General features: G+C 67.0%; 19 protein-coding genes, 1 tRNA gene, 1 pseudogene and 1 riboswitch. Of the genes and pseudogenes, 7 read left to right on the plus strand and 14 right to left on the minus strand.

The window, feature by feature from the left end; genetic code table 11:
• Window positions 1-8 precede the first annotated feature (8 nt).
• Genes ETD96_RS01485 through ETD96_RS01500 form a run of 4 tightly spaced genes read right to left on the minus strand, consistent with a single transcriptional unit; the run spans window position 9 to window position 3,240 of the window.
• Window positions 9-536 carry an NADH-quinone oxidoreductase subunit J gene (locus ETD96_RS01485; protein WP_138632745.1) on the minus strand — a complete coding sequence of 176 codons (528 nt, stop codon included), beginning with the start codon at window positions 534-536 and terminating at the stop codon, window positions 9-11.
• Between the two features lie 10 nt (window positions 537-546).
• A complete protein-coding gene (locus tag ETD96_RS01490) occupies window positions 547-1,449 on the minus strand; it encodes a complex I subunit 1 family protein (RefSeq protein ID WP_138632748.1) in 903 nt (300 codons plus the stop codon).
• Window positions 1,442-2,902 carry a hypothetical protein gene (locus tag ETD96_RS01495; RefSeq protein ID WP_138632751.1) on the minus strand — a complete coding sequence of 487 codons (1,461 nt, stop codon included), beginning with the start codon at window positions 2,900-2,902 and terminating at the stop codon, window positions 1,442-1,444. Before ETD96_RS01495 ends, ETD96_RS01490 begins: the two co-directional genes overlap by 8 nt.
• Window positions 2,893-3,240: an NADH-quinone oxidoreductase subunit A gene (locus tag ETD96_RS01500; RefSeq protein ID WP_138632754.1), complete on the minus strand. Its 348-nt coding sequence runs from the start codon at window positions 3,238-3,240 to the stop codon at window positions 2,893-2,895. The genes ETD96_RS01495 and ETD96_RS01500 overlap by 10 nt, the downstream gene beginning before the upstream one ends.
• Window positions 3,241-3,447: 207 nt before the next feature.
• Here ETD96_RS01500 and ETD96_RS01505 point away from each other — a divergent pair, with 207 nt between their 5' ends.
• Window positions 3,448-3,957, plus strand: a complete 510-nt coding sequence (locus ETD96_RS01505) for a DUF2752 domain-containing protein (RefSeq protein ID WP_240807088.1) — start codon at window positions 3,448-3,450, stop codon at window positions 3,955-3,957.
• Between the two features lie 348 nt (window positions 3,958-4,305).
• Here the strand turns inward: ETD96_RS01505 and ETD96_RS01510 are convergent, their stop codons facing one another.
• From ETD96_RS01510 to ETD96_RS01530, 5 genes are all read right to left on the minus strand, one after another.
• A complete protein-coding gene (locus ETD96_RS01510) occupies window positions 4,306-5,178 on the minus strand; it encodes a M56 family metallopeptidase (protein WP_171068799.1) in 873 nt (290 codons plus the stop codon).
• 11 nt (window positions 5,179-5,189) lie between these two features.
• A complete protein-coding gene (locus ETD96_RS01515) occupies window positions 5,190-5,540 on the minus strand; it encodes a BlaI/MecI/CopY family transcriptional regulator (RefSeq protein ID WP_138632760.1) in 351 nt (116 codons plus the stop codon).
• A gap of 77 nt (window positions 5,541-5,617) precedes the next feature.
• Window positions 5,618-6,406, minus strand: coding sequence for a cytochrome c biogenesis CcdA family protein (locus tag ETD96_RS01520; RefSeq protein ID WP_138632763.1), 789 nt, complete (start codon window positions 6,404-6,406; stop codon window positions 5,618-5,620).
• 310 nt (window positions 6,407-6,716) lie between these two features.
• The gene (locus ETD96_RS01525) at window positions 6,717-7,022 is read right to left on the minus strand and encodes a metal-sensitive transcriptional regulator (protein WP_138632766.1); all 306 of its coding nucleotides are present in this window, start codon (window positions 7,020-7,022) and stop codon (window positions 6,717-6,719) included.
• 88 nt (window positions 7,023-7,110) lie between these two features.
• Entirely contained in the window at window positions 7,111-8,652 is a 1,542-nt protein-coding gene (locus tag ETD96_RS01530; protein ID WP_138632769.1) for an MFS transporter, read from the minus strand.
• Between the two features lie 92 nt (window positions 8,653-8,744).
• Here ETD96_RS01530 and ETD96_RS01535 point away from each other — a divergent pair, with 92 nt between their 5' ends.
• Window positions 8,745-9,383: a TetR/AcrR family transcriptional regulator gene (locus ETD96_RS01535; protein WP_171068800.1), complete on the plus strand. Its 639-nt coding sequence runs from the start codon at window positions 8,745-8,747 to the stop codon at window positions 9,381-9,383.
• A gap of 302 nt (window positions 9,384-9,685) precedes the next feature.
• On the opposite strand, the gene ETD96_RS01540 is transcribed toward ETD96_RS01535, so the two are convergent.
• Window positions 9,686-9,892, minus strand: a complete 207-nt coding sequence (locus ETD96_RS01540) for a heavy-metal-associated domain-containing protein (protein WP_138632776.1) — start codon at window positions 9,890-9,892, stop codon at window positions 9,686-9,688.
• 168 nt (window positions 9,893-10,060) lie between these two features.
• Here ETD96_RS01540 and ETD96_RS01545 point away from each other — a divergent pair, with 168 nt between their 5' ends.
• Window positions 10,061-11,248: an NAD(P)/FAD-dependent oxidoreductase gene (locus tag ETD96_RS01545; RefSeq protein WP_138632779.1), complete on the plus strand. Its 1,188-nt coding sequence runs from the start codon at window positions 10,061-10,063 to the stop codon at window positions 11,246-11,248.
• A 273-nt stretch (window positions 11,249-11,521) separates the two neighbouring features.
• On the opposite strand, the gene ETD96_RS01550 is transcribed toward ETD96_RS01545, so the two are convergent.
• Complete coding sequence (locus ETD96_RS01550) at window positions 11,522-11,908, minus strand: ArsR/SmtB family transcription factor (protein WP_138632782.1); 387 nt, start codon at window positions 11,906-11,908, stop codon at window positions 11,522-11,524.
• 144 nt (window positions 11,909-12,052) lie between these two features.
• On the opposite strand from ETD96_RS01550, the gene ETD96_RS01555 reads away from it, so the two are divergent.
• The 4 genes from ETD96_RS01555 to ETD96_RS01565 all read left to right on the plus strand — a co-directional run bounded on the left by ETD96_RS01555 (window position 12,053) and on the right by ETD96_RS01565 (window position 15,767).
• A complete protein-coding gene (locus ETD96_RS01555) occupies window positions 12,053-13,984 on the plus strand; it encodes a heavy metal translocating P-type ATPase (RefSeq protein ID WP_274704584.1) in 1,932 nt (643 codons plus the stop codon).
• Window positions 13,985-14,023: 39 nt separating this feature from the next.
• Window positions 14,024-14,200 carry a hypothetical protein gene (locus ETD96_RS44350; RefSeq protein ID WP_171068801.1) on the plus strand — a complete coding sequence of 59 codons (177 nt, stop codon included), beginning with the start codon at window positions 14,024-14,026 and terminating at the stop codon, window positions 14,198-14,200.
• Between the two features lie 305 nt (window positions 14,201-14,505).
• Window positions 14,506-14,649: riboswitch (cyclic di-AMP (ydaO/yuaA leader) on the minus strand.
• A 211-nt stretch (window positions 14,650-14,860) separates the two neighbouring features.
• Entirely contained in the window at window positions 14,861-15,382 is a 522-nt protein-coding gene (locus tag ETD96_RS01560) for a carboxymuconolactone decarboxylase family protein (RefSeq protein ID WP_138632789.1), read from the plus strand.
• 34 nt (window positions 15,383-15,416) lie between these two features.
• On the plus strand, window positions 15,417-15,767 hold the full coding sequence (locus ETD96_RS01565) for a DUF6632 domain-containing protein (protein WP_205719051.1): 351 nt from the start codon (window positions 15,417-15,419) through the stop codon (window positions 15,765-15,767).
• Window positions 15,768-16,642: 875 nt separating this feature from the next.
• Here the strand turns inward: ETD96_RS01565 and ETD96_RS01570 are convergent.
• The 3 genes and pseudogenes from ETD96_RS01570 to ETD96_RS01580 all read right to left on the minus strand — a co-directional run.
• Window positions 16,643-16,935 (minus strand): annotated as a pseudogene (locus ETD96_RS01570) (transposase); the annotation flags it as partial.
• A gap of 270 nt (window positions 16,936-17,205) precedes the next feature.
• Entirely contained in the window at window positions 17,206-18,324 is a 1,119-nt protein-coding gene (locus tag ETD96_RS01575) for a light-mediated development protein DET1 (RefSeq protein WP_138632798.1), read from the minus strand.
• Window positions 18,325-18,698: 374 nt separating this feature from the next.
• Window positions 18,699-18,772: transfer RNA gene (locus ETD96_RS01580), tRNA-Gly, on the minus strand.
• Window positions 18,773-18,864: the final 92 nt, after the last annotated feature.

Here is an 18,864-nt window from a genome sequence, read left to right on the forward strand (position 1 = left end):
CTCAAGGTTCATTTCGCACCGGCCTTGCCGCCGGACGGCCGGTCGTAGCGGCCTCGGTCGGTCGCCAGCACCACCGAAGCGATCATCGTGGCGAGGATGGCGATGCCGATCACCATCATCACCAACATCTTCGGCCCCATGATCGCCTCTCCGACGGAGAACGTCGGGTCGGCGGGCACAGTCCCGCGACGCTGCGGCCAGGGTGTGACGAAGATGCCCGTCACCAGTGCGGCGAAGACGGTGAGGGAGATGGCGATGGCTCCGCGGTTGTTGTGGACCATCGTCATCGGCATGAGCCCGCCAGGATTCATCATGTACATGATCATGAAGACCGCCATGATGAGCATCTCCATGATCATCATGAGGATCACCAGGACGCCGAGGTAGTCCAGATCCAGGAGCAGTAGCTCCACGCCGACGCATAGGAAGGACGCCAGCAGGGCGAACGTCGCCCGCGCCATCGAGTCGACGACGAAGACGACCACGCCGAAACCCACGGCCGCCACCGCCAGGACCCAGAACGCGACGGTTTGCATCTCACCTCCCTCAGTTCACGACCACGATGCCGACGACCAGGGTCTGCAGCAGCGTGGCCGGGATCAGGACCATCCAGGCGGCGGTCATGAAGCGGTCCATCCTGATCACCGGGAACCGCTGGCGGACCCAGACGAGCACTGCCAGCACCGCGCACGTCTTGATCAGCGACCACGCCCATTCCGGCAGCCATGGCCCGGCGCCGCCGCCAAGGAACAGCGGCACGGCGGCCGCCGCCGCGACGGTCAGCAATGCGAAACGGCCGACGAAGAACAGCAGCCTGTCCGGACCTGACAACTCGGCCGCGACCCCGCCCGCCAGATCGTCCGCGACCGGATGGCCCAACGGTCCCCAGAAGGTCATTGCGAGGGCGGACAGCAGGTAGACCGCGAACGCAACTGGCATCCAGACGACGAACCACAGGTCGTTCTGCGCGGCGGCCACCTCACCGAAGTTGAGCGAGCCCGCGCCTAGGCCTGCGGTGATGAGGGCGAACATGTGCGGCAGTTCGTAGGCCAAGCCCTGAGCCAGGAACCGGTAGCCGCCCACCAGTGGGAACGCCGAGTTGACGCCCCAACCGGTCAACCACAGCGAGCCCCATGCCACGACCTCCATTGCGTTGAACCACACGACGCTCACCGGCAGGTTCCACACGCTCGTGTCGCCGAGGGGGACCACCGTTGCCGCCAGCAGAGCCGCCGTGGGAAGGCTGATCACGCCGATGCGCATGAGCAGGACGTCCGGCGCAAGAGTGCGCCGCCGCTGCTGGACGATCAGCCGGGCGCCCTCCCGCAACGGGGCGACCGGACCACCGCCGGAACGGAAAGTCGTGTCCATCGCCGCGGCCGAGTACGTCAGGGCAGCCAGGACGAGGGGCAGTGCCACGACGGCCCAGACCGGTGTCGTCTCACTCACCGGAGACCTCCATCGGCACTGCTATGTGGTCAAGATCTGGGTCCAGGCTCGCGACCGTCAGCCTCACGGCCGCCAGTTCCGCGCCCTCCAGCAGTTCGGGAAGCAGAGCGAGAACCGCAGTGCTCGGTTCTGCTTCTACTGGACCACGCGGGCCGTCGGTTCCCTGCAGAGGCGCGGGATCGTCCAGCTGTCCCATGGCTTGGCCGATCTCGTCGAGCCAAACGGTCAGCCGGGCGAACGCGTCACCGAGATGGCGGGCGGGTGGCCCAGTCAGACCGTGACGATCAGCCATTTCCCGATCGATGACGCCGACGTCGCTGAGCATCCACCGCAGCGTTTTCGACCTGCTGGTGCGTCGTACGAGCTTGGCGACCCGAGGCGCCACATCGCTCCCGGGCGCACCAGCGATGATCTCGTCACGCAGTTCGCGGGCCCGGTCGGCAGCACTCTCCCAACCCGCGACGGCCAGAAGTCGGCCCACGCTGTCGAGATGGCTCGCGGCCCGTCGGCGTTCAGTGTCCGCGGTCGTCACCTGCTCTCCCGCTGCCGAGCGCAGCCACGGCTCGTCCCAGAAGGACGGACCTTCCGTTGAGCCGGCCATCACGGCAACCTCTACGGCCTGGGCGACATCGCCCTGAAGCGTCAAGTGGAGTACAAGGCCGGCGGGCCAGTCAGAAAGAGCCGGCCCGAGCGGGACGTGCAGCACGTCGAGCTTCAAGCCGTCTCGGTCCGCCGCTCGCTCGGCCATGGCCAGCCCCATCGGCGCCCCCATGTGATGCTGATGGCCGCCGTGCCCGCCGGCATGGTCGCCGTGTCCCCCGGCTGGGAGACCGTGGCCGGCGTGACCCTCATGCTCCATTTGCTCGCCACGTGGTTCTTCCTCGGCGGACGAACCCCCACCGTGTCCTGCATGACCTGAGTCAGCGCCCTGGTCGTGCTCACTGTCGTGGCTGTCGTGGTCCTGCTTCTCATGCCGCATCGCTTCGTGGTCGTCAGCCTCGTCTGACTCGGAAGAGGCCGCGTGGTGGTGCTCGTGGCCGGGCGCATGGTCGCCGTGCTCATCCATCCCGTCGCCATCGCCGGGAGACCATGGTCCGTGCACTCTGCGGGTCTCGGCATCTGCCCGCTGTGCTGCGGTGTCCGCAAGTTCTTCGGCCGCCTGATCGAGTTTTGCGGCGATCTCCTCGGGCGCTGCGGACTCAGCCAGCCGGACGAGAGACCTCGGCCCTGGCATGTCCTCCCAGATCGTGTCCACCGCCGCCGCCAGCTCTGGGCCGGGTCGTCCGCAAACGATGAGCGTTGCCGCCGCCGCGGGCGACGAGACCACACGACCGTGGCGTCGACGAAGTTCGGCCTCGAGGAGCAACCTGATTCGTGTCGCTCCAGGTGCCGCGATGACGAAGGCTCGGGGATGCGCGTGGGCGAAGCGGAGGAGCCGTGCCGTCAGGCCCATCGGAACGCCCCTTCGCGCCACGCGTAAACGACACCGACGATCAGGAGCGCGAGGAACGCGAACATCTCGACGACGGCCTTCGTCCCCACTGAGGCGACCACCACCGCCCACGGATACATGAAGACCATCTCCATGTCGAAGGCCAGGAAGACCATCGTCACGACGTACCAGCGCACGTGATAGCGCGACAGTGCGTGCTCTTGGGGGCGACCGCCCGACAGGTACGGCCCGATGCCTGGAGCACCCGGTGGCGCATAGGCGAACGACAAGGCGTAGGCGGCTGCGACCACGGCCGCCAGCAACCCCAGAAGCGCGAGCACCGCTACATACGGTTGCATGCTGGCACCTCCCCCGAAATCCACATTCTCCTACGTGCTGTAGGAGATCATGCCTCACGTCAGTGCGCATGGCTAACCCCCACCTGCCGGTCCCCGACGGTTTCGTGCTTACTATGAGAGGTAGTAGAGGAAGCGGTATGCCGGCCCGGCACACCGGCCGGAAGCGGGGTATCGATGATGGGCCGATGGCAACCCCTCCAGATCACCATGGACGGGCAGGACCTCCACAGGAGGCTCACCGAGCTTGCCGTGATCGGGCTGTTCGCCGGCGCTGCCATGGCGCTCTTCGGTCTTCCGCCGATAGATGTGCACGGCCCTTTGCACTACGCCGGGATCATGGACCCGCTGTGCGGCGGCACCCGCAGCGTGCACTCGCTGATGAGCGCTGATCTCTCGACGGCGTGGCGCTACAACCCCGTCGCGTTTCCGCTCGTCCTTGGTGCCATCAGCCTGCTGATACGGCATGTGGTTGGATTCACCGCAGGACGATGGATCAACGTCCGCATCGCCAATCGGCGCGTCTTTGGGGGAGTCGCTGCGACGCTTCTGGTCGCGCTGGACGTCAACCAGCAGCTCCATGCAGATCTACTGCGCAGCTCACCCGACCGGCTCTCATTCCTCGGCCCGGTCATCCTGGCCGGGATAGCTACTGTGGTCTACCTGCTACTGCGGCGCCCCCGTGTAGGCAAGGTTGCTTCCCAAGTGACTAGCGACTGATGCAAAGATGGCGCCCGCCTGCGGTATTGGGACGTGGCGCTGGCCATGAGAGCTGCCCGAGGAGATGACGCTAGGCGACCCGGTCGCTACAGTCCGGGTCGTGAAACAGCAGAACTGCCCCGCATGCCGGGAACCTTGAGTCCGACCGCGTTCAAGGAGATCCGGTCACGCGGCCGGGTGATCCGCCGGCTCCCGCTGGCGTGGGACTGCCCGAGTAGCTGCCAGGACACACTCCGCCCAGAGGAATGGAACGCGGCCGTCAGCCAGTACGGGAGAGAGCAACGAGGCGAGGCTTAAGTCCTTCTCACGCGACATGTCGACAACCCGGGGCGAAGTCGCTTCAGCCTGCTAGAACATGCAGATAGGTGTGGACTGGCCGATGACCAGTGCTGTCCAAACACAGGCGGCGGCGAAGGCCGTTACGGAGAGGACGGCGCCAACGCGGCCTACGCGGCTCAGGCGTGGCAGCGGGGGTTCTGTTCCGGTTTCGAGTTGGGTGATCCGCGCCGAGAGAAGGTCATCGCTGGCCATGGCCGCAGCCGGGGCGGACCTGGCCCAGGCCGGCCCCTCCGAGACTTTGAGCAGTGATCCGGCGAGAGCCGTGGTCCCGTGCTGGGCGAGGGCACGCCGATCGGCGGCCAGTTCGCGTCCCATGGTGAAGCGGTGCCGCAGATGGTCCATCCCTGGTAGGTAGAAATGCCGGGCCAAGAGCACACGAGCGCAGAGGGTCTTCAGCGGGTCGCGGTTCCGCAGGTGGGCGCGTTCGTGTGCGAGCACGGCCGCGAGTTCATCTTCGTTGAGTGAGTTCAGGAGACCAGTGCTGACCAGGATGCGAGGTCGGCGAAGCCCGTAGGTGAGCGCGAACGGACGGGAGGTGGCGATCACGCGGATTCGTGAGCCGATCCGTAGCCGGTCGGTGAGCACACGCAGGTCCGATGGCACAGGGCCGCGATATCGCCGAACGGTGTCCGTAAAGGTGCGGGTGTGCCACAACGACTGACCTAGTGACCATGCGCCCTTCAGCGTGCCGACGCTGGTCAGGGCAAGAATCAGCGTGCCCGGGAGCAGGTCGAGCCGGGTTGTCCACAGGGTTGTGACGCCACCGTCCCGGACGGCCGTCCAGATCACCATCGCCAGGCAGCAGATCCCATAGGCGAGGAGGATGCGGAAAGCCAGCGATATCCCGACCAGTGTCCAGAACGCGCGGTTGCCGGTGTCCATTGGCCGGAGCGTCATGAATCCTGCTTCAGGAGCGCTTGGAGCCGCTCTCGGAGGGCCGGGTCGGTGGCCGCTTGGTCGAGGAAGTGGCTGACCGCTGCGTCGCCATAGGTGCGCAGCACGCCCTGCACCGCCAGCGCCGCCTCGTCGTCGGCGGCGGGTTCGTAGGCGTGACCGCGCCCGCGGGCGGTGCGGGTCAGGGCGCCCTTCTCAGCCAGTCGGCTCATCACGGTGAGCACGGTGGTGTAAGCCAACGGAGGTGTCCGATTGTCATTGAGCGCGTCCAACGTCTCTCGGACTGTCAGTGGCCGGCGCGCGCCCCAGAGAACATCCATGATCTCGGACTCCAGACTGCCGAGCGCCATCGACGTCCTTTCCTCGGACTACTACGCATCTGTCGTACCAGACGATACCTCCATGCCTCGACCTGCAGGACGGATCGTCACAACGGCACGGTGTAACCCTGGACCCAGCCCTGCATCAAGGTGATCAGACGTGTCCAGACTCCTGTGACCTGCAAAACTCCCACGAGGACGAGCATGGCTCCACCCAATCGGGTGAGAGTGCGGGCCTGCTGTCGCGCCACGTCGAAGGCCCGCATCACCCAGCTGACCCCCAGCGCGGCCAACAAGAATGGGACGCCCAGTCCGAGGCCGTACACCAAGGACAGGAGCGCTCCGCGGCCGGCGGTTCCGGTCGCCGTCGACAGGCTGAGAACGGCTGCCAGGGTGGGACCGATGCACGGCGTCCACCCCAGGCCGAAGACGACCCCGAGCAGGGGTGCACCCGCGAGGCCCGCCCGTGGCCGCCAAGACGGGCGCATTGAACGAGCCAGCCACGGCACCCGATCAAGGACCCCCATGAACGCCAGGCCGAGCACGATCACCAGAGCGCCGAGAATCCGAGTCAGGAGCGACTGGTACGTGACCAAGGCTGCGCCAAGCCCGCCGAACAGTGCTCCGTAGGCGGCGAACACTGCGGAGAACCCGAGAGCGAACAGTGCCGTGCCGAACGCGGTCCGCGCTCGCCCCGGCGCTCGTTGGCGGCCTCCCGTAGATGTGCCGACACCTTGAGAATCGGCACCCGCCATTCCCGTCACGTACGAAAGGTAGCCAGGAACGAGCGGCAGGCAGCAGGGGGACAAGAACGACACCGCCCCCGCGGCGGCCGCAATGGGTGCCGCAAGAAGAAGCGGCCCTCCGGCAACGAGCTCGCCGACCCCGCCGCCCATCTTTCAACCCCAATCTACTAGCCATATTAGTAGATCAGAGGCTACAGCCGCCTCGGCCGATGCTGTTTCCGGGGCCCCTGTGTCGGTCGGTGGTGGCTCGCGGGGCGTCCTCGGCGGCCCAGCGGACGGGGCGGGAGCCGGACGGTTCCGCCTTGCCGCCGCGCGCGACGGTGAACGCGCCGGTGGCGGTGCGGTCGTAGGGTGGGCCGGCGCCGCGTCCAAGGGATGTAGGAGCTGCCCCACCTCAGTGCGAAAGACATCAGCGGCGGCAGGGCGGTGCGGGGTAGGTCCATCGGCCAGGACAAGCGAGTTATCCCCTGCGCATGAGCCGACCGACGGCCGCCATCATCTCCGTCCTGACCTCCTCTTCACGCCCCTCGTCATTTGCTCGGCTCATGCAATGCCGGACATGGTCGTCCAAGAGTCCGAGCGCGACCTTGTCCAGTGCTGCCTGGATGGCCGAGATTTGGGTGAGGACGTCGATGCAGTACCGGTCCTCCTCGACCATCGACTGGATCCCCCTCACCTGCCCTTCGATTCGGCGCAGGCGGACCTGGAGTTGCTCCTTGGTCGCCGTGTACCCGCGAGTCGGTGCGGAGGCCTTCGGTGTCGTCATGCACTCGATGGTACCCGTACCCCTTGGGGGTATATGGGTTTCCTGTCGTGATGGCCCCGCAACCACGCGGGGGGGCCGAGAGGCATCGTCAGGCGTCCGATCGCTTGGTGCCCAGCCTCAGCAGGAGCAGAGAGCAGGCACCTCCGAGAACGACGATCACCACACCAGCGAGCAGGGCGCTGCTCATGCCGCCGGCGAAGGCGTCCTTCGTGGCGTCCTCGAGCTGGGCTCCCGGCCGTCCGCCGATCCTTTCGGCGATGAGCAGCGCGCCGGCGAGCGAGTCAGCGGCCGTGTCGCGCAGATGAGCCGGGAGGGTGTTCACCGACGTCACTCCGGCGCGGTAGCCGCTGTTGAAGATGCTGCCCAGGATCGCGATGCCGAGCACTGCCCCGAGTTCGCGGCTGACGTCGTTAAGGGCGGCGGCCACGCCCTGTCGTGCGGGCGGAAGCGCGGCCACGATCGCGTCCGTCGCGGGCGTGGCCGCGTAGGCGACTCCGGTCCCGATCAGAGCGCCGCCCACGGCGACCGGCCAGAACCCCGATCCCGCGTCGATGAGAGACAGGACGACCAGCCCCCCTGCGATGATCACCAGTCCCAGGCCGACGACCGGAACGAGACCGTACCGGTGCCCGAGCCGCGGCGCCGTTGGTGAGATCACGATCATCGCGACGGCCAGCGGGAGTAGGCCCAGGCCCGCCTCGAACGCCGTGTAGCCGAGGATCTGCTGCAGGAACTGCAGGATGAGAAAGAACAGGCCGAACGTCACCAGCGACTCGACCAGGATGACCAGCGACCCGCCGGACACGCCGCCCAGGCGGAAAACCCGCAGATCGAGCATGGGGTGGCGGGCGCGCAGTTCCCACCAGGCGAACAGGGCGAATCCGGCTGCGGCTACTGCGAAGCCCGCGATGACGAGGGGGTCACTCCATCCTCGTTCGGGCCCCTCCACGATTGAGAAGACGAGAGCGGTCACACCAGTCACCGAGAGGGCTGCGCCGGGCAGGTCGAGGGGCGTGGCGTCCGGATTCCGCGACGTCCGGACCAGAAGCGCCGTGGCGACGAGTGCGGCGGCGGCCAACGCCGCGTTGAACGCGAACAGCGAACGCCACGAGAACGCCTCAAGCAGTCCGCCCGCGACGAGGATGCCGACCAGTCCTCCGCCGCCGAACACCCCGGACCAGACGCCGACGGCGCGGCCGCGCTCTTCCGGGGGGAATACGTTGGTGATGATCGACAGCGTCATCGGCATGACGAGCGCCGCGCCCATGCCGGCGGCTGCGCGCAGAGCGATGAGGAGGCCGGTGTCCTCCACCCACAGCACACCCAGTGAGGCGCCCGCGAAGACGAGCAGACCGGCGAGGAGCCCGCCCTTGCGCCCGTAGCGGTCGCCCAGCGCGCCTGCGGGGAGGAGCAGCCCCGCGAAGGCGACGCCGTAGGAGTTCATTACCCATTGCAGTTGCGCCTCAGTAGCACCGAGGTCCCGGCCCAGGCCTGGCAGGGCCACTGCCAGTGAGACGAGCATGCCGACCACCGCGATGAGGGCCACGCACATCACCGCCAGCACTACGAGCCGGCGATCGTGGCCGGCGCTCGGCGGATCGTGTCGAGGGTCGGTCTCAACGAACGTCATGGACTCCACGCCCTTCCCAGAGATTCAAACGATCGTTTAAATCAAGCACGGCGATCCATGCGCAGTCAAACGATCGTTTAAACTTGGCGCCCGTGAGTGCACTCGGTGTCGCCACCAAGGCCCGGATTCTGGACGCGGCCGAGGAACTGTTCGGCGAACGCGGCTTCGCCGGCACCTCCCTGCGCGCCGTCACCGCGGCGGCGACGGCAAACGTGGCGGCGGTCCGCTACCACTTCGGCGGCAAGGAAGGGCTGCTGCGGGCCGTGGCCGACCGTGCCATGGCCCCGGTCAACGAGGAGCGGCTGAAGGCGTTGAGGGACATGCAGGCGACCGGGAGCGACGCGGACGTCGCATCACTGGTACGGGCCTTCGTCGTCCCCAGCGCGGAACTAGTCCACCGGCACGGCGAACGTGGCCTGCACGTCGCACGGTTCATCGGCCGAGTCATGTTCGAGCCCGAAGGCGAAGTTCGCCGCATGTTCGCAGAGCAGGTCGACCCTGTGGAGGGCCTCTACCTGGCGGCGCTCACAAAGGCCCTTCCCGACCTGGTCGAAGAGGAGGTGGTCTTTCGCTATCGCGCGATGGTCGGACTGCTCGCACTCCACCAGACCGGCGCCCTCGCCGACCTGGCGACCCGGTCGGCGGCGCCCGCCGACCGGGCGCAGGTCACCGAATGGCTGGTGACCATGATCACCTCGTCGTTCCTAGCCCCGTCGACGGTCACATGCTGACCCTGACGGGCGCCGACAGCCACCCTCGCGTCGGTCCTGCAAGGCCTGCCTAACACGGCCTCGCAGTGATCGTCGCCGTCACCTCGCCGTTCTCGTCAGCGAAGGAGCGTCCCTTGCTTGTCGCCCTCAGGGAGACGGCGGGATCTACGTACACGGCTGGACACTTCGTGTACGTGGATGACGTCCACCGATGGGCCGTCCAAGATGCCGTAACCGGCCTGGACGGTCCAGGTGTCGCCTTCGTGTTTCTTGGCCGGCGCACAGCCGACTTCTTCTATCCGTGCGTGCGTGGTGTGTTCAGCTCATGCCTTCAGTTCGTATCCGGCCTCCTCGACCGCGGCCCGGACCTGGGCCGCGTCGATGGGGGTGTCGCTGGTCACGGTGACATTGCTGCCGCTCAGGTCCACGTCCACGGCGGTCACCCCGGCGACCCGTTCCACATGCTGCTTGACGGTGCCGGCGCAGCCGCCGCAAGTCATGCCGACGACGGTGTAAGTGGCGGTGCTCATACTTCCTCCTTGTACCCCCTAGGGGTATCGATAGTGTCATGTTGCCACGTGAGATCAAGCATCGGCAACTCCTGCCCCTAGGTGTCTCCTTCCTGGAATGTCTTGATGCAATACCCCTCGGGGGTAACGTATGCCATCGTTCAACCGCAACGTGCACGGAGGCATGACATGAGGACGTTCGATCGGCTCGTAGTAGTCGGCGCATCGTTGGCCGGCCTGCGCGCCGCGCAGACACTCCGGGACGAAGGGCACACCGGTGACCTCACCTTGATCGGCGCCGAGCCCCATCTGCCCTACAACCGCCCGCCCCTGTCCAAGAGCGTCCTGACCGGCGACGACGACGTCACGCTCTCCGGCAACGACGAATTGGACGCGCGCTGGCTGATCGGCCGGAACGCCGTGGGGCTGGACACCTCGCGCCAGGCCGTCGCACTCGACGACGGCACGCAGGTGCCCTACGACGGGCTGGTGATCACGACTGGGGCCCGTCCACGTCGCCTCGACGACTCCGCCATGTCCCTCGCAGGGGTTCACTTGCTCCGCACCTTCGACGACGCGATGAACTTGCGCAATGCACTGCGAGAAGGTCCGCGGCGCGTCGCTGTCATCGGCGGCGGCATCATTGGCGGCGAGGTCAGTTCAACGATTCGCGCGCTGGGAATCGAAGTGGTCTTGATCGACGCGGCACCGGCGCCCATGGTGGGACCGCTCGGCGAGACGGTCGCCGGATGGCTCGCCGAACACCACGCGCGGAACGGGGTCGAGCTCGTCTCTGGGGCACGCGTGGAATCCCTTGAGGGGAGAGGGCAGGTGAGCGCAGTCCGGCTGAACGATGGGCGTTCCATCCCGGCCGACCTGGTCATCGTTGGTCTGGGCGTACTCCCCAATACGGAGTGGCTGGACGGCAGCGGGCTGCGCCTTGATGACGGCTTGGTCACCGACTCCGCGCTCTTCGCCGGAGGTCGCGCGAACATCGTGGCGGCGGGAGACGTCGCCCGCTGGCCGCACGCTGTCTTCGACGACGAGTACGTGCGCATCGAGCACTGGGCAAACGCCAATGATCAGGGCGCCCTCGCCGCGCGCAACCTTCTCCGCGGCCCACAGGATGCCGAGCCGTTCACCGAGGTGCACTCCTTCGGCACCCGCGTCCACGGCACCCGCATCCAGTGGGCCGGCCTTCCCCGGATCGCCGACGAGATCGTGGCGATCGCGGGCTCTGTCGAAGAAGGGAAAATCTCCATCGGCTTCGGACGGAGCGGCAGGCTCGTCGGTGCCGTCGCGGTCAACTGGCCAAAGGAGCTCTTCAGACTGCGCCGTGCCATCGCTGCACGCGAACTGCTGTCGGCCGCGGACTGACGAACACCCGCCGCCTGGCCGGAGCGCCCCACCCAGCGCTCCGGCCTCGGCACTTCTGCACTCTGCAGCCGAAGGATCCGGCCACCACTTGCCGTGTTCACCCTCCCCGGCCACGCCGTCATCGCGAAGATTGCCGGCGTGGCCGATATGCCGTCCGCCCAGACAAGCGCCCTCGAAGTCTGTATTAGCCAGCTTCCTGGTGTCTGGCCTGTGGTGAGCACTCCGATCTAGTGCGTGGTCCGGCCATGGGCTTGGCTTCGGTCCACGCCATCGTCATGATGTGGCGGCCGGGGCATCGACATCGCCTTCGAGGGAGGTGTCGGTGATGCCGAGTTGCAGATGCTCGACGTGGTAGAGAGCTTGGTCGAGGAGTTCTGCGACGTGATCGTCGTAGAGGGCGTAGACCACGGAACGGCCCTGCCGGGTACCGGTCACCAGGCCGAGGTTGCGCAGCAGCCGTAGCTGGTGGGAGCAGGCCGACTGCTCCATGCCGACGGCGTGGGCGAGTTCGGTGGCGGGCATCGGGCCCTCACGCAGCCGAGCGAGTATGAGCAGGCGTGAAGGGGTGGCCAGAGCCTGCAGGGTGGTGGCTACCTTCGCGGCGACGACCGCGTCCAGTGGCTTGCGCTGGACGGCCTCGTCGGCGGCTCCATGACCCATGACGCCCAGTCTACGGCGAGGTAATGCATGAATAGATGTTCATGTATTCCTGTATTGTGGGTCGATCACCTCCGCTGGGCGAAGGGAACTCGCGCCATGTCATCCACCCTGCTCTCGCCGGCTTCGACGACCGGCAGGGAGCCGGTGTCCTCCAAACGGCCCATACGGGTGTTCGCGCTGCCGGAGGCCCGCTGGGCGGCGACCGCGCTGGCACTGTTTCTCATCGCGCTGCCCCTGCACCTCCTCGGCGCCCCGGCATGGGCGTGGGGGCCGATATACCTGCTGGTTTACGTCACCGGCGGCTGGGAGCCGGGGTGGCAAGGGCTGAAGGCCCTCAAGGACAAGACCCTCGACGTCGACCTGCTGATGATCGTGGCGGCCCTGGGGGCGGCGGCGATCGGACAGGTCCTCGACGGTGCACTGCTGATCGTCATCTTCGCCACCTCCGGTGCGCTGGAGGCGATCGCAACGGCCCGCACCGCCGACTCGGTCCGAGGCCTGCTCGATCTGGCCCCCGTCACCGCTACCCGCATCGTCCAGGGCGGTGAGGAAACGGTCGCCTCAGGCCGACTCGCACCCGGAGACGTCATCCTGGTGCGGCCGGGAGAGCGGATCGGCGCCGACGGGCGCGTCTTGGACGGCGAAAGCGACGTCGACCAAGCCACCATCACCGGCGAACCACTCCCGCTACCCCGGCGTCCCGGGGACGAGGTGTTCGCCGGCACCCTCAACGGCACAGGAGCCCTGCGAGTGCGAGTCGAGCGCGACCCGTCCGACTCGGTCATCGCCCGCATCGTGGCCATGGTGGAGGACGCGTCCCGTACCAAGGCACCGACACAGCTCTTTATCGAGAAGATCGAGCAGCGCTACTCGATCGGCATGGTGGCCGCCACCCTGGCACTGTTCCTGCTGCCGCTGGCGCTCGGTGCCGCACTCGTCCCGACGCTGGAACGGGCGATGACCTTCATGATCGTCGCCTCACCCTGTGCGGTCGTGCTGGCGACCATGCCGCCACTGCTGTCGGCCATCGCCACCGCGGGCCGGCACGGCGTACTGATCAAGTCAGCCGTGGTCATGGAACGGCTCGGTCAGATCGATGCGGTCGCCTTCGACAAGACCGGAACCCTGACCGAGGGCACCCCCCGCCTCACCGACATTCGGCCGCTCCCGGGCGGCGATCTGACACCGGACCGGCTCCTCACCCTGGTGGCCGCCGCCGAGCGCCCCAGTGAGCACCCATTGGCACGCGCCATACTGGACGCCGCCCGAATGCGGAAACTGGACGTCCCCGAAGCGACCGCCTTCTCCTTCGCCCCCGGACGGGGAGTCACCGCACGCGTGGACGGTATGAATGTCATGGTCGGCAGCCCCGAGCACCTCCCACCCGGAGCGGGCTGGTCCGTGCAGGAGATGATCGACGCTCGGGCCGCGGCCGACATCCTGGCGAGTCAGGGGCGGACGCCGGTGCTGGTCACCATCGACGGCATCCCGTCCGGAGTGCTCGGCATCGCCGACACCCTGCGCACGGACGCCGCGACCACCATCGCATCGCTCACTGCGCTCACCGGCACCGTCCCGCTCCTGCTCACCGGCGACAATCCCCGCGCCGCCGCTCGGCTGGCCACCGAGGTCGGCGTCACCGACATCCGCGCCGGGCTGCTGCCCCAAGACAAGGTCGCCGCGGTACGCGAACTGGAGGGCGCCGGACGCAAGACCCTGGTCGTGGGCGACGGCGTCAACGACGCCCCCGCGCTGGCTGCAGCGCATACCGGCATCGCCATGGGACGCGCGGGCTCCGACCTCGCGCTGGAGACCGCCGACGCTGTGATCGTCCGCGACGAACTGGCCGCCATTCCCACCGCCATCGCTCTGTCCCGCAGAGCACGACGCCTCGTCGTGCAGAACCTGGTCATCGCCGCCGTCTTCATCACCGGCCTGGTCATCTGGGATCTGGCAGGTCACCTGCCCCTCCCGCTCGGCGTGGCCGGCCACGAGGGCTCAACCGTCCTCGTCGGCCTCAACGGCCTGCGCCTTCTCCGCAACACCGCCTGGCACCGTGCCCGCTCGGCCCCTTGACAGCGATGAGTTGCGAACGGCGCCCGGTCAGGTAAGTCTGTGTCGTTCCCTCTTGGCTTCGGCGCGTACGGCGTCGACGAAGGCGTCGTCGGTCTCATCGTCTGCGTCGGCGCACTCCTGGTAGATGAGGCAACAGCCGCGGATTCCTTGGAGGAGGTCTTCCAGAAGGTCATAGGCGGGTCGCGTGGGATCGAGGGGGTGGTGCGGATCTCGTAGAGCAAGGCATCCCGCAGCCGCGGGTCTTGGCGTTCACCCTCGAATTGCCCTCGGCGACCTTGGCGGCGCGCTGGGCCTGGCGTACATGCACCTGCAACCCGTTGTACTGCTCGCTGAGCTTCTCGGTGTCATCGGCGAGCTTCTTCTGCTGCGCGGTCAGCTCTTTGCGGGTCGGCTTCGTTTCGGCCGAGGCGGGCGTTGGGGCATGAGGCTCGTGAAGGGGCTATCGACGCCGTCCCTGCCGTGCTGGTGATGATCCGGCGGCGGGCCGACGCTCCGTTTCCAGCGGCTCGTCGCTGCATGCACTGTCCTCTCCTGTGCCGCCTACCGGCTGAGCTGTCGGGTTCGGGCCGGAGTCGCTCTACCGCTCGGGACGAGCGGATTTACCCCAGTGGAGAAGATGGTTCCCCGGACCTTGCGGGTCCGCAGGATTTCGGCGGGGCCATCGCTGCCCCGGCGGGGACGACGCAATGGCTGCTACGGAGGGTAGGAGGGTTGGCCTCATGTGCCACCCAAGTAGCCGATTGTGACAACACCTCGGCAGTCTCAGCGGCGCCTGGAGGTGCATGACTTGCCGTGAATACCCCCTCCCCGTAAGTTGGACACATACCCCCTAGGGGTAGCGACAATGAGTCGACCTCCAAGTCACGAGAGGACTCCATGCCGAACCTGTCCGCACTCGCCCCTCACGAGGCCCCTGGCAAGTCCCGCGACATCCTTGAAGACATCGTCGGCCGTCATGGCTCGGTCGGCGACATGGTCGCCACCATGGCGCACTCGCCCGCGCTTCTGCAGGGCTACCTCGATTTGTCCCGGGCGATGAGACGCGTCAAAATCCCCCGCCAGCTGAGCGAGAAGATCTCCTTGGCGCTACAGGGCCGGATCGGTTGCGGCCTGTGCCTGGCCGCCCACACCGAAGCCGGTCGTGCGGCGGGACTGACCGACACCGACATCGACCTTGCTCGGCAGGGCACCGCGACCGACGCCCGGGAGGCGGCGCTGGTGGCCTTTGCGGTCCGCACTCTGACCGAACCGGCGTCCCTCACCGATGCAGACGTCACCGCGCTGCGCGCACAGGGCTGGAGCGAACGGGTCATCGCCGAGATCGTCGGCCTGGTTACCCTCAACCTGCTCACCGGCGCCTTCAACCTCGTCGCCGGCCTCAAACCAGAGGACTGCTGACGTCGTGCGGAGCGCCCAGGAACGCCGCCTTCGGGTGGCCCTGCTCGTGGTGGGGATCGGCTTTGCCGTCGGGGTGTACCCACTGATCAACCTATGGCAGGCCGGTTTTCGCTGGGGACCTGAACAGCCTGAGTACGAGCAGATGATCGCGGTGATCTACACCGTGCTCGGGATCTTCCTGATGCGAGCCTCGCGCGACCCGCTCGACCATCTGTCTCTGATCTGGTTCACCGTGTGGTCCAGCCTCGCCCACGCCGCCGTCATGGCTGTGCACGCCGCGATGGACCTCAGCGAATGGGGCCATCTGGTCGGCGACGTCCCCGCGCTGGTGATCGTGGCCGTGGTCCTTGCCGTGCTCAGTCCCCGCCGATCGCCCTCTCCATGAGCACGCCGGTGCAAGGCGGTTGGCCTCAGCAGATCTCGGGCAGTTCGGCGCTTGTTGCGGCGGCGGCCAGGAGGGGAGTGGCTACGGCGGCTGTGACGAAGACCGAAGCGGCGTCCGGACGACGCGGCGCGGGCCCCGCCGCTCCCGATATCGGCGATGAAGGTGCCGGCCAGAGCCGCGACCCAGCAGGCGATGGTGATCCCCGGATGCAGGCGGGGCGCCGGAGCCGGTCGAGAGCGGGTCCCGCCAGGCAGCCGAGCAAGACCGCCGACGAGACCAGGCCGATCACCAGATAGATCACGCCGTCACGCTTTCTGCTCGCCAAGTGCGTCGGTGCAGGGCCTCCAGCAGGTGGCGGACGTCATCCGGGGCACGCTCTCTGCGAATCTCTCCACCAGAGCGACATTGTGGTGTCGCTCCGCCCAGTCGATCCCGCAGGTCACCTTCGACCGCTGTGCTCCTTCCGAGGAGTTGGTGCAGCTCAGAGCCGCGCAGGGGCACGCCACGCCCCAATGAGAGAATTCGACGGCTCGACTCCGACCAGCAGTTCGTGGCCCCAGCCCGCCGCAGGGGCCACGCTCTTCGGTGAGGGCTCAAGACCCTGGTCAACCGGGTGGTGTTCCCCGTGGGCGGCTCAGAACACGATCTCTGCCGAGGTCGTCGGCGCGATGGGTGGTGAATTGAGAGCACCGGGCCGCAGCCGCCTAAAGGGAGAACGTTACGTCCGAGGACTCCCGAGGCGTCTCCCGGCACCCTTCGACCACCAGTGGGCCGCGATCGTCCGCCTCGTCGGGCGGTGCTGATTGGGCAGAATCTCAATGGATGTGTCAAGCCGCAGCGGTCTGATGGGTGGTGCTGGGGTGAAGGTGCGGTTTCTCTTTGGGAACCGGCACCAGACCCGCGGAGGCCAGGCGCCCAGAACTGGCGAATGCCGCCAACACATCACCGCCGGTGGCAACGATGAACTCCGCACCCAGGATGGGGCCCACGCCGGGAAGGCTCTTGATGACCTCAGCCTGCGGATGGGCGCGGAACCCTTCAGTGATCAGCTTGGTGGTGTCCCTGATCGCCCGATCCAGGTCCAAGAGCCGGCGGGCCAGACTCGCACCCAAATCGCTGTCGTCGCCTCACCGGGCAAGACGCCGTCCTGCCGGGCGGCGCTGTCCAGGGCCGCGGTGACCACCGAGGGGATCTTGCTGCTCCTGACCTCGCGTTCGGCCAGGTACTCAGCAAGCTCGTCTGCTCCGGCCGCCCGGAGTTCCGCCGGGCACCTCGCCCCAGCCACCCCCTGACCACAGAGGGGCTGTCCGAGCCCACAGCCCCACAGCCCCTCCACAAGATCTTCAGCAGTCTTCTAGCCGACGTCCACTCGCTGATCGTCAAAATGAAGATCAAGAAGAAGCTGCTCCGACTATGCACAGCATTCGGGCCTTGGGGCCTACCCGTCGGCCGCCGCGTCCTTCAGATATTCGCGCACTGCGGCGAGCAGTTGGGGTATCTCGTGCGCGACATCCAGTTGGTGCTGACCGTACATGAGGACGTCGTGAGTCAGCAGTCGTCGCTGATCGAAGATCGTCAAAGCATCTGGATCAGGCTTCTTGTGCACCCGGCCCAGCGTGCGATCCTCGATGTGTTCATAGGCGTTGCGGATTTCGTGCAGGGCTGGCCAACTGGTGGTCACCTGAGCTGGGACAGGCACAGAACATCCGATCGAATTCGCGGCCTGACGTACCATGTCGACCGCCCTGCCCAGAGCGATCACGGCCATCTCTACCGCACCGATCAGGTCGAACAACTTCCGCCTGATCTCTGGGCCTCCCAGCCCGTCCCGCTTGAGTTCGCCACGCCGATCTTCCATCACCATGAGAAGACGGTTCGCGGTATCGAGGCGGCGCGCAGCGGCCAGCAGGTAACGGGTCCTGGTCGCGTCGTGCGCTTCTCCGATGCTCAGCCAGGTCCACAGCACGGGGGTGAGCGGGACGTGTCCGGATGCTGTCGCGCTTTCCTGACTATCGATGTGATCCAGCTCTACGGTGACATCCGCCAGTTGTAGCTGGTCACCTGGCCTGACATGGACCCGCTGCCCAGTGTCGAGTTCCCCGAACCGGAGAGTACGCGCCAGCACTCGACCCGGCTCTGTTCTCACCGGGACGATCCGGCAGCCGAACAGGAATTGCTCCGGCGAACCGGGGGTAGGGCTGGTGTTGAGGCCGACATGCGATACGGCTTGCATCACGGTCAACTCGTCGCCGTCATATAGTGGCACGCGCTCCGCCTCTGGCTCTCCCGGATCCAGTTGCCGCAGAAGAACCCGGGAGCCGTCCCTCTCGACCAGCCGCACCTGTACAGGCTCGCTGGCATTCGCCAGGCGGATGGTGGCCAGGAACGCCAGAGGTGTTTGCGGATCTGCGGCACTCTCCTGCCCCGTTGTAGCTGACCAGACGAAGGTCCGGCCGTCGCGTTGCTCGAAGACGACGGCATGGGCCGAGGTGGGCACCGCCTGCTGCGCTAAGCCTTCGATTGTCTCGGCGGAGGTTGCAGCATCACCAGCGTTCACCCGAACATTCTGCCGGAGGATCACTGCGGCCCCGAACTAGTTTTTAGATCACTTACCGCCTCGGGTGCGGCCTGACCCGTAGCCGATTGCCTGGCGAGATGGGGAGTGACGTGATTCGCACCTGATGTCCGGTTACGCCCTCGCTCTCGGGCGAGTGTGGGGGAGGAGCCGAGCGCACGCCGATTTACCGGAGATGTGCAGTTTGGTGCTGGTGGGCGATGTTCAATCGGCGAGTTGTAGGCCTGCTCCGGGATGTCGGCTCGGAGGGTGAGATCCGCCATGATCGCGCACGGGCCCAGTGATGGAACCAGTGATAGAAGATCTTGGTGTTTGTCCAAGATCGGTGTGCCATGGCCTCTGACCTGGGGAAACGTTGGAGCGGGCGACGGGAATCGAACCCGCGTAGCCAGTTTGGAAGACTGGGGCTCTACCATTGAGCTACGCCCGCGGGCGGATGGAGAGCCTCGGGGGTCTCGATCGCCAACCCGTAGCGTACAGGGTTTCGGGGACGGGTGGAGACGGTGGTCGGCCGCCGGACGG

This window comes from Actinomadura geliboluensis, from assembly GCF_005889745.1.
In the GTDB taxonomy this organism is placed as follows: Bacteria; Actinomycetota; Actinomycetes; order Streptosporangiales; family Streptosporangiaceae; genus Spirillospora; species Spirillospora geliboluensis.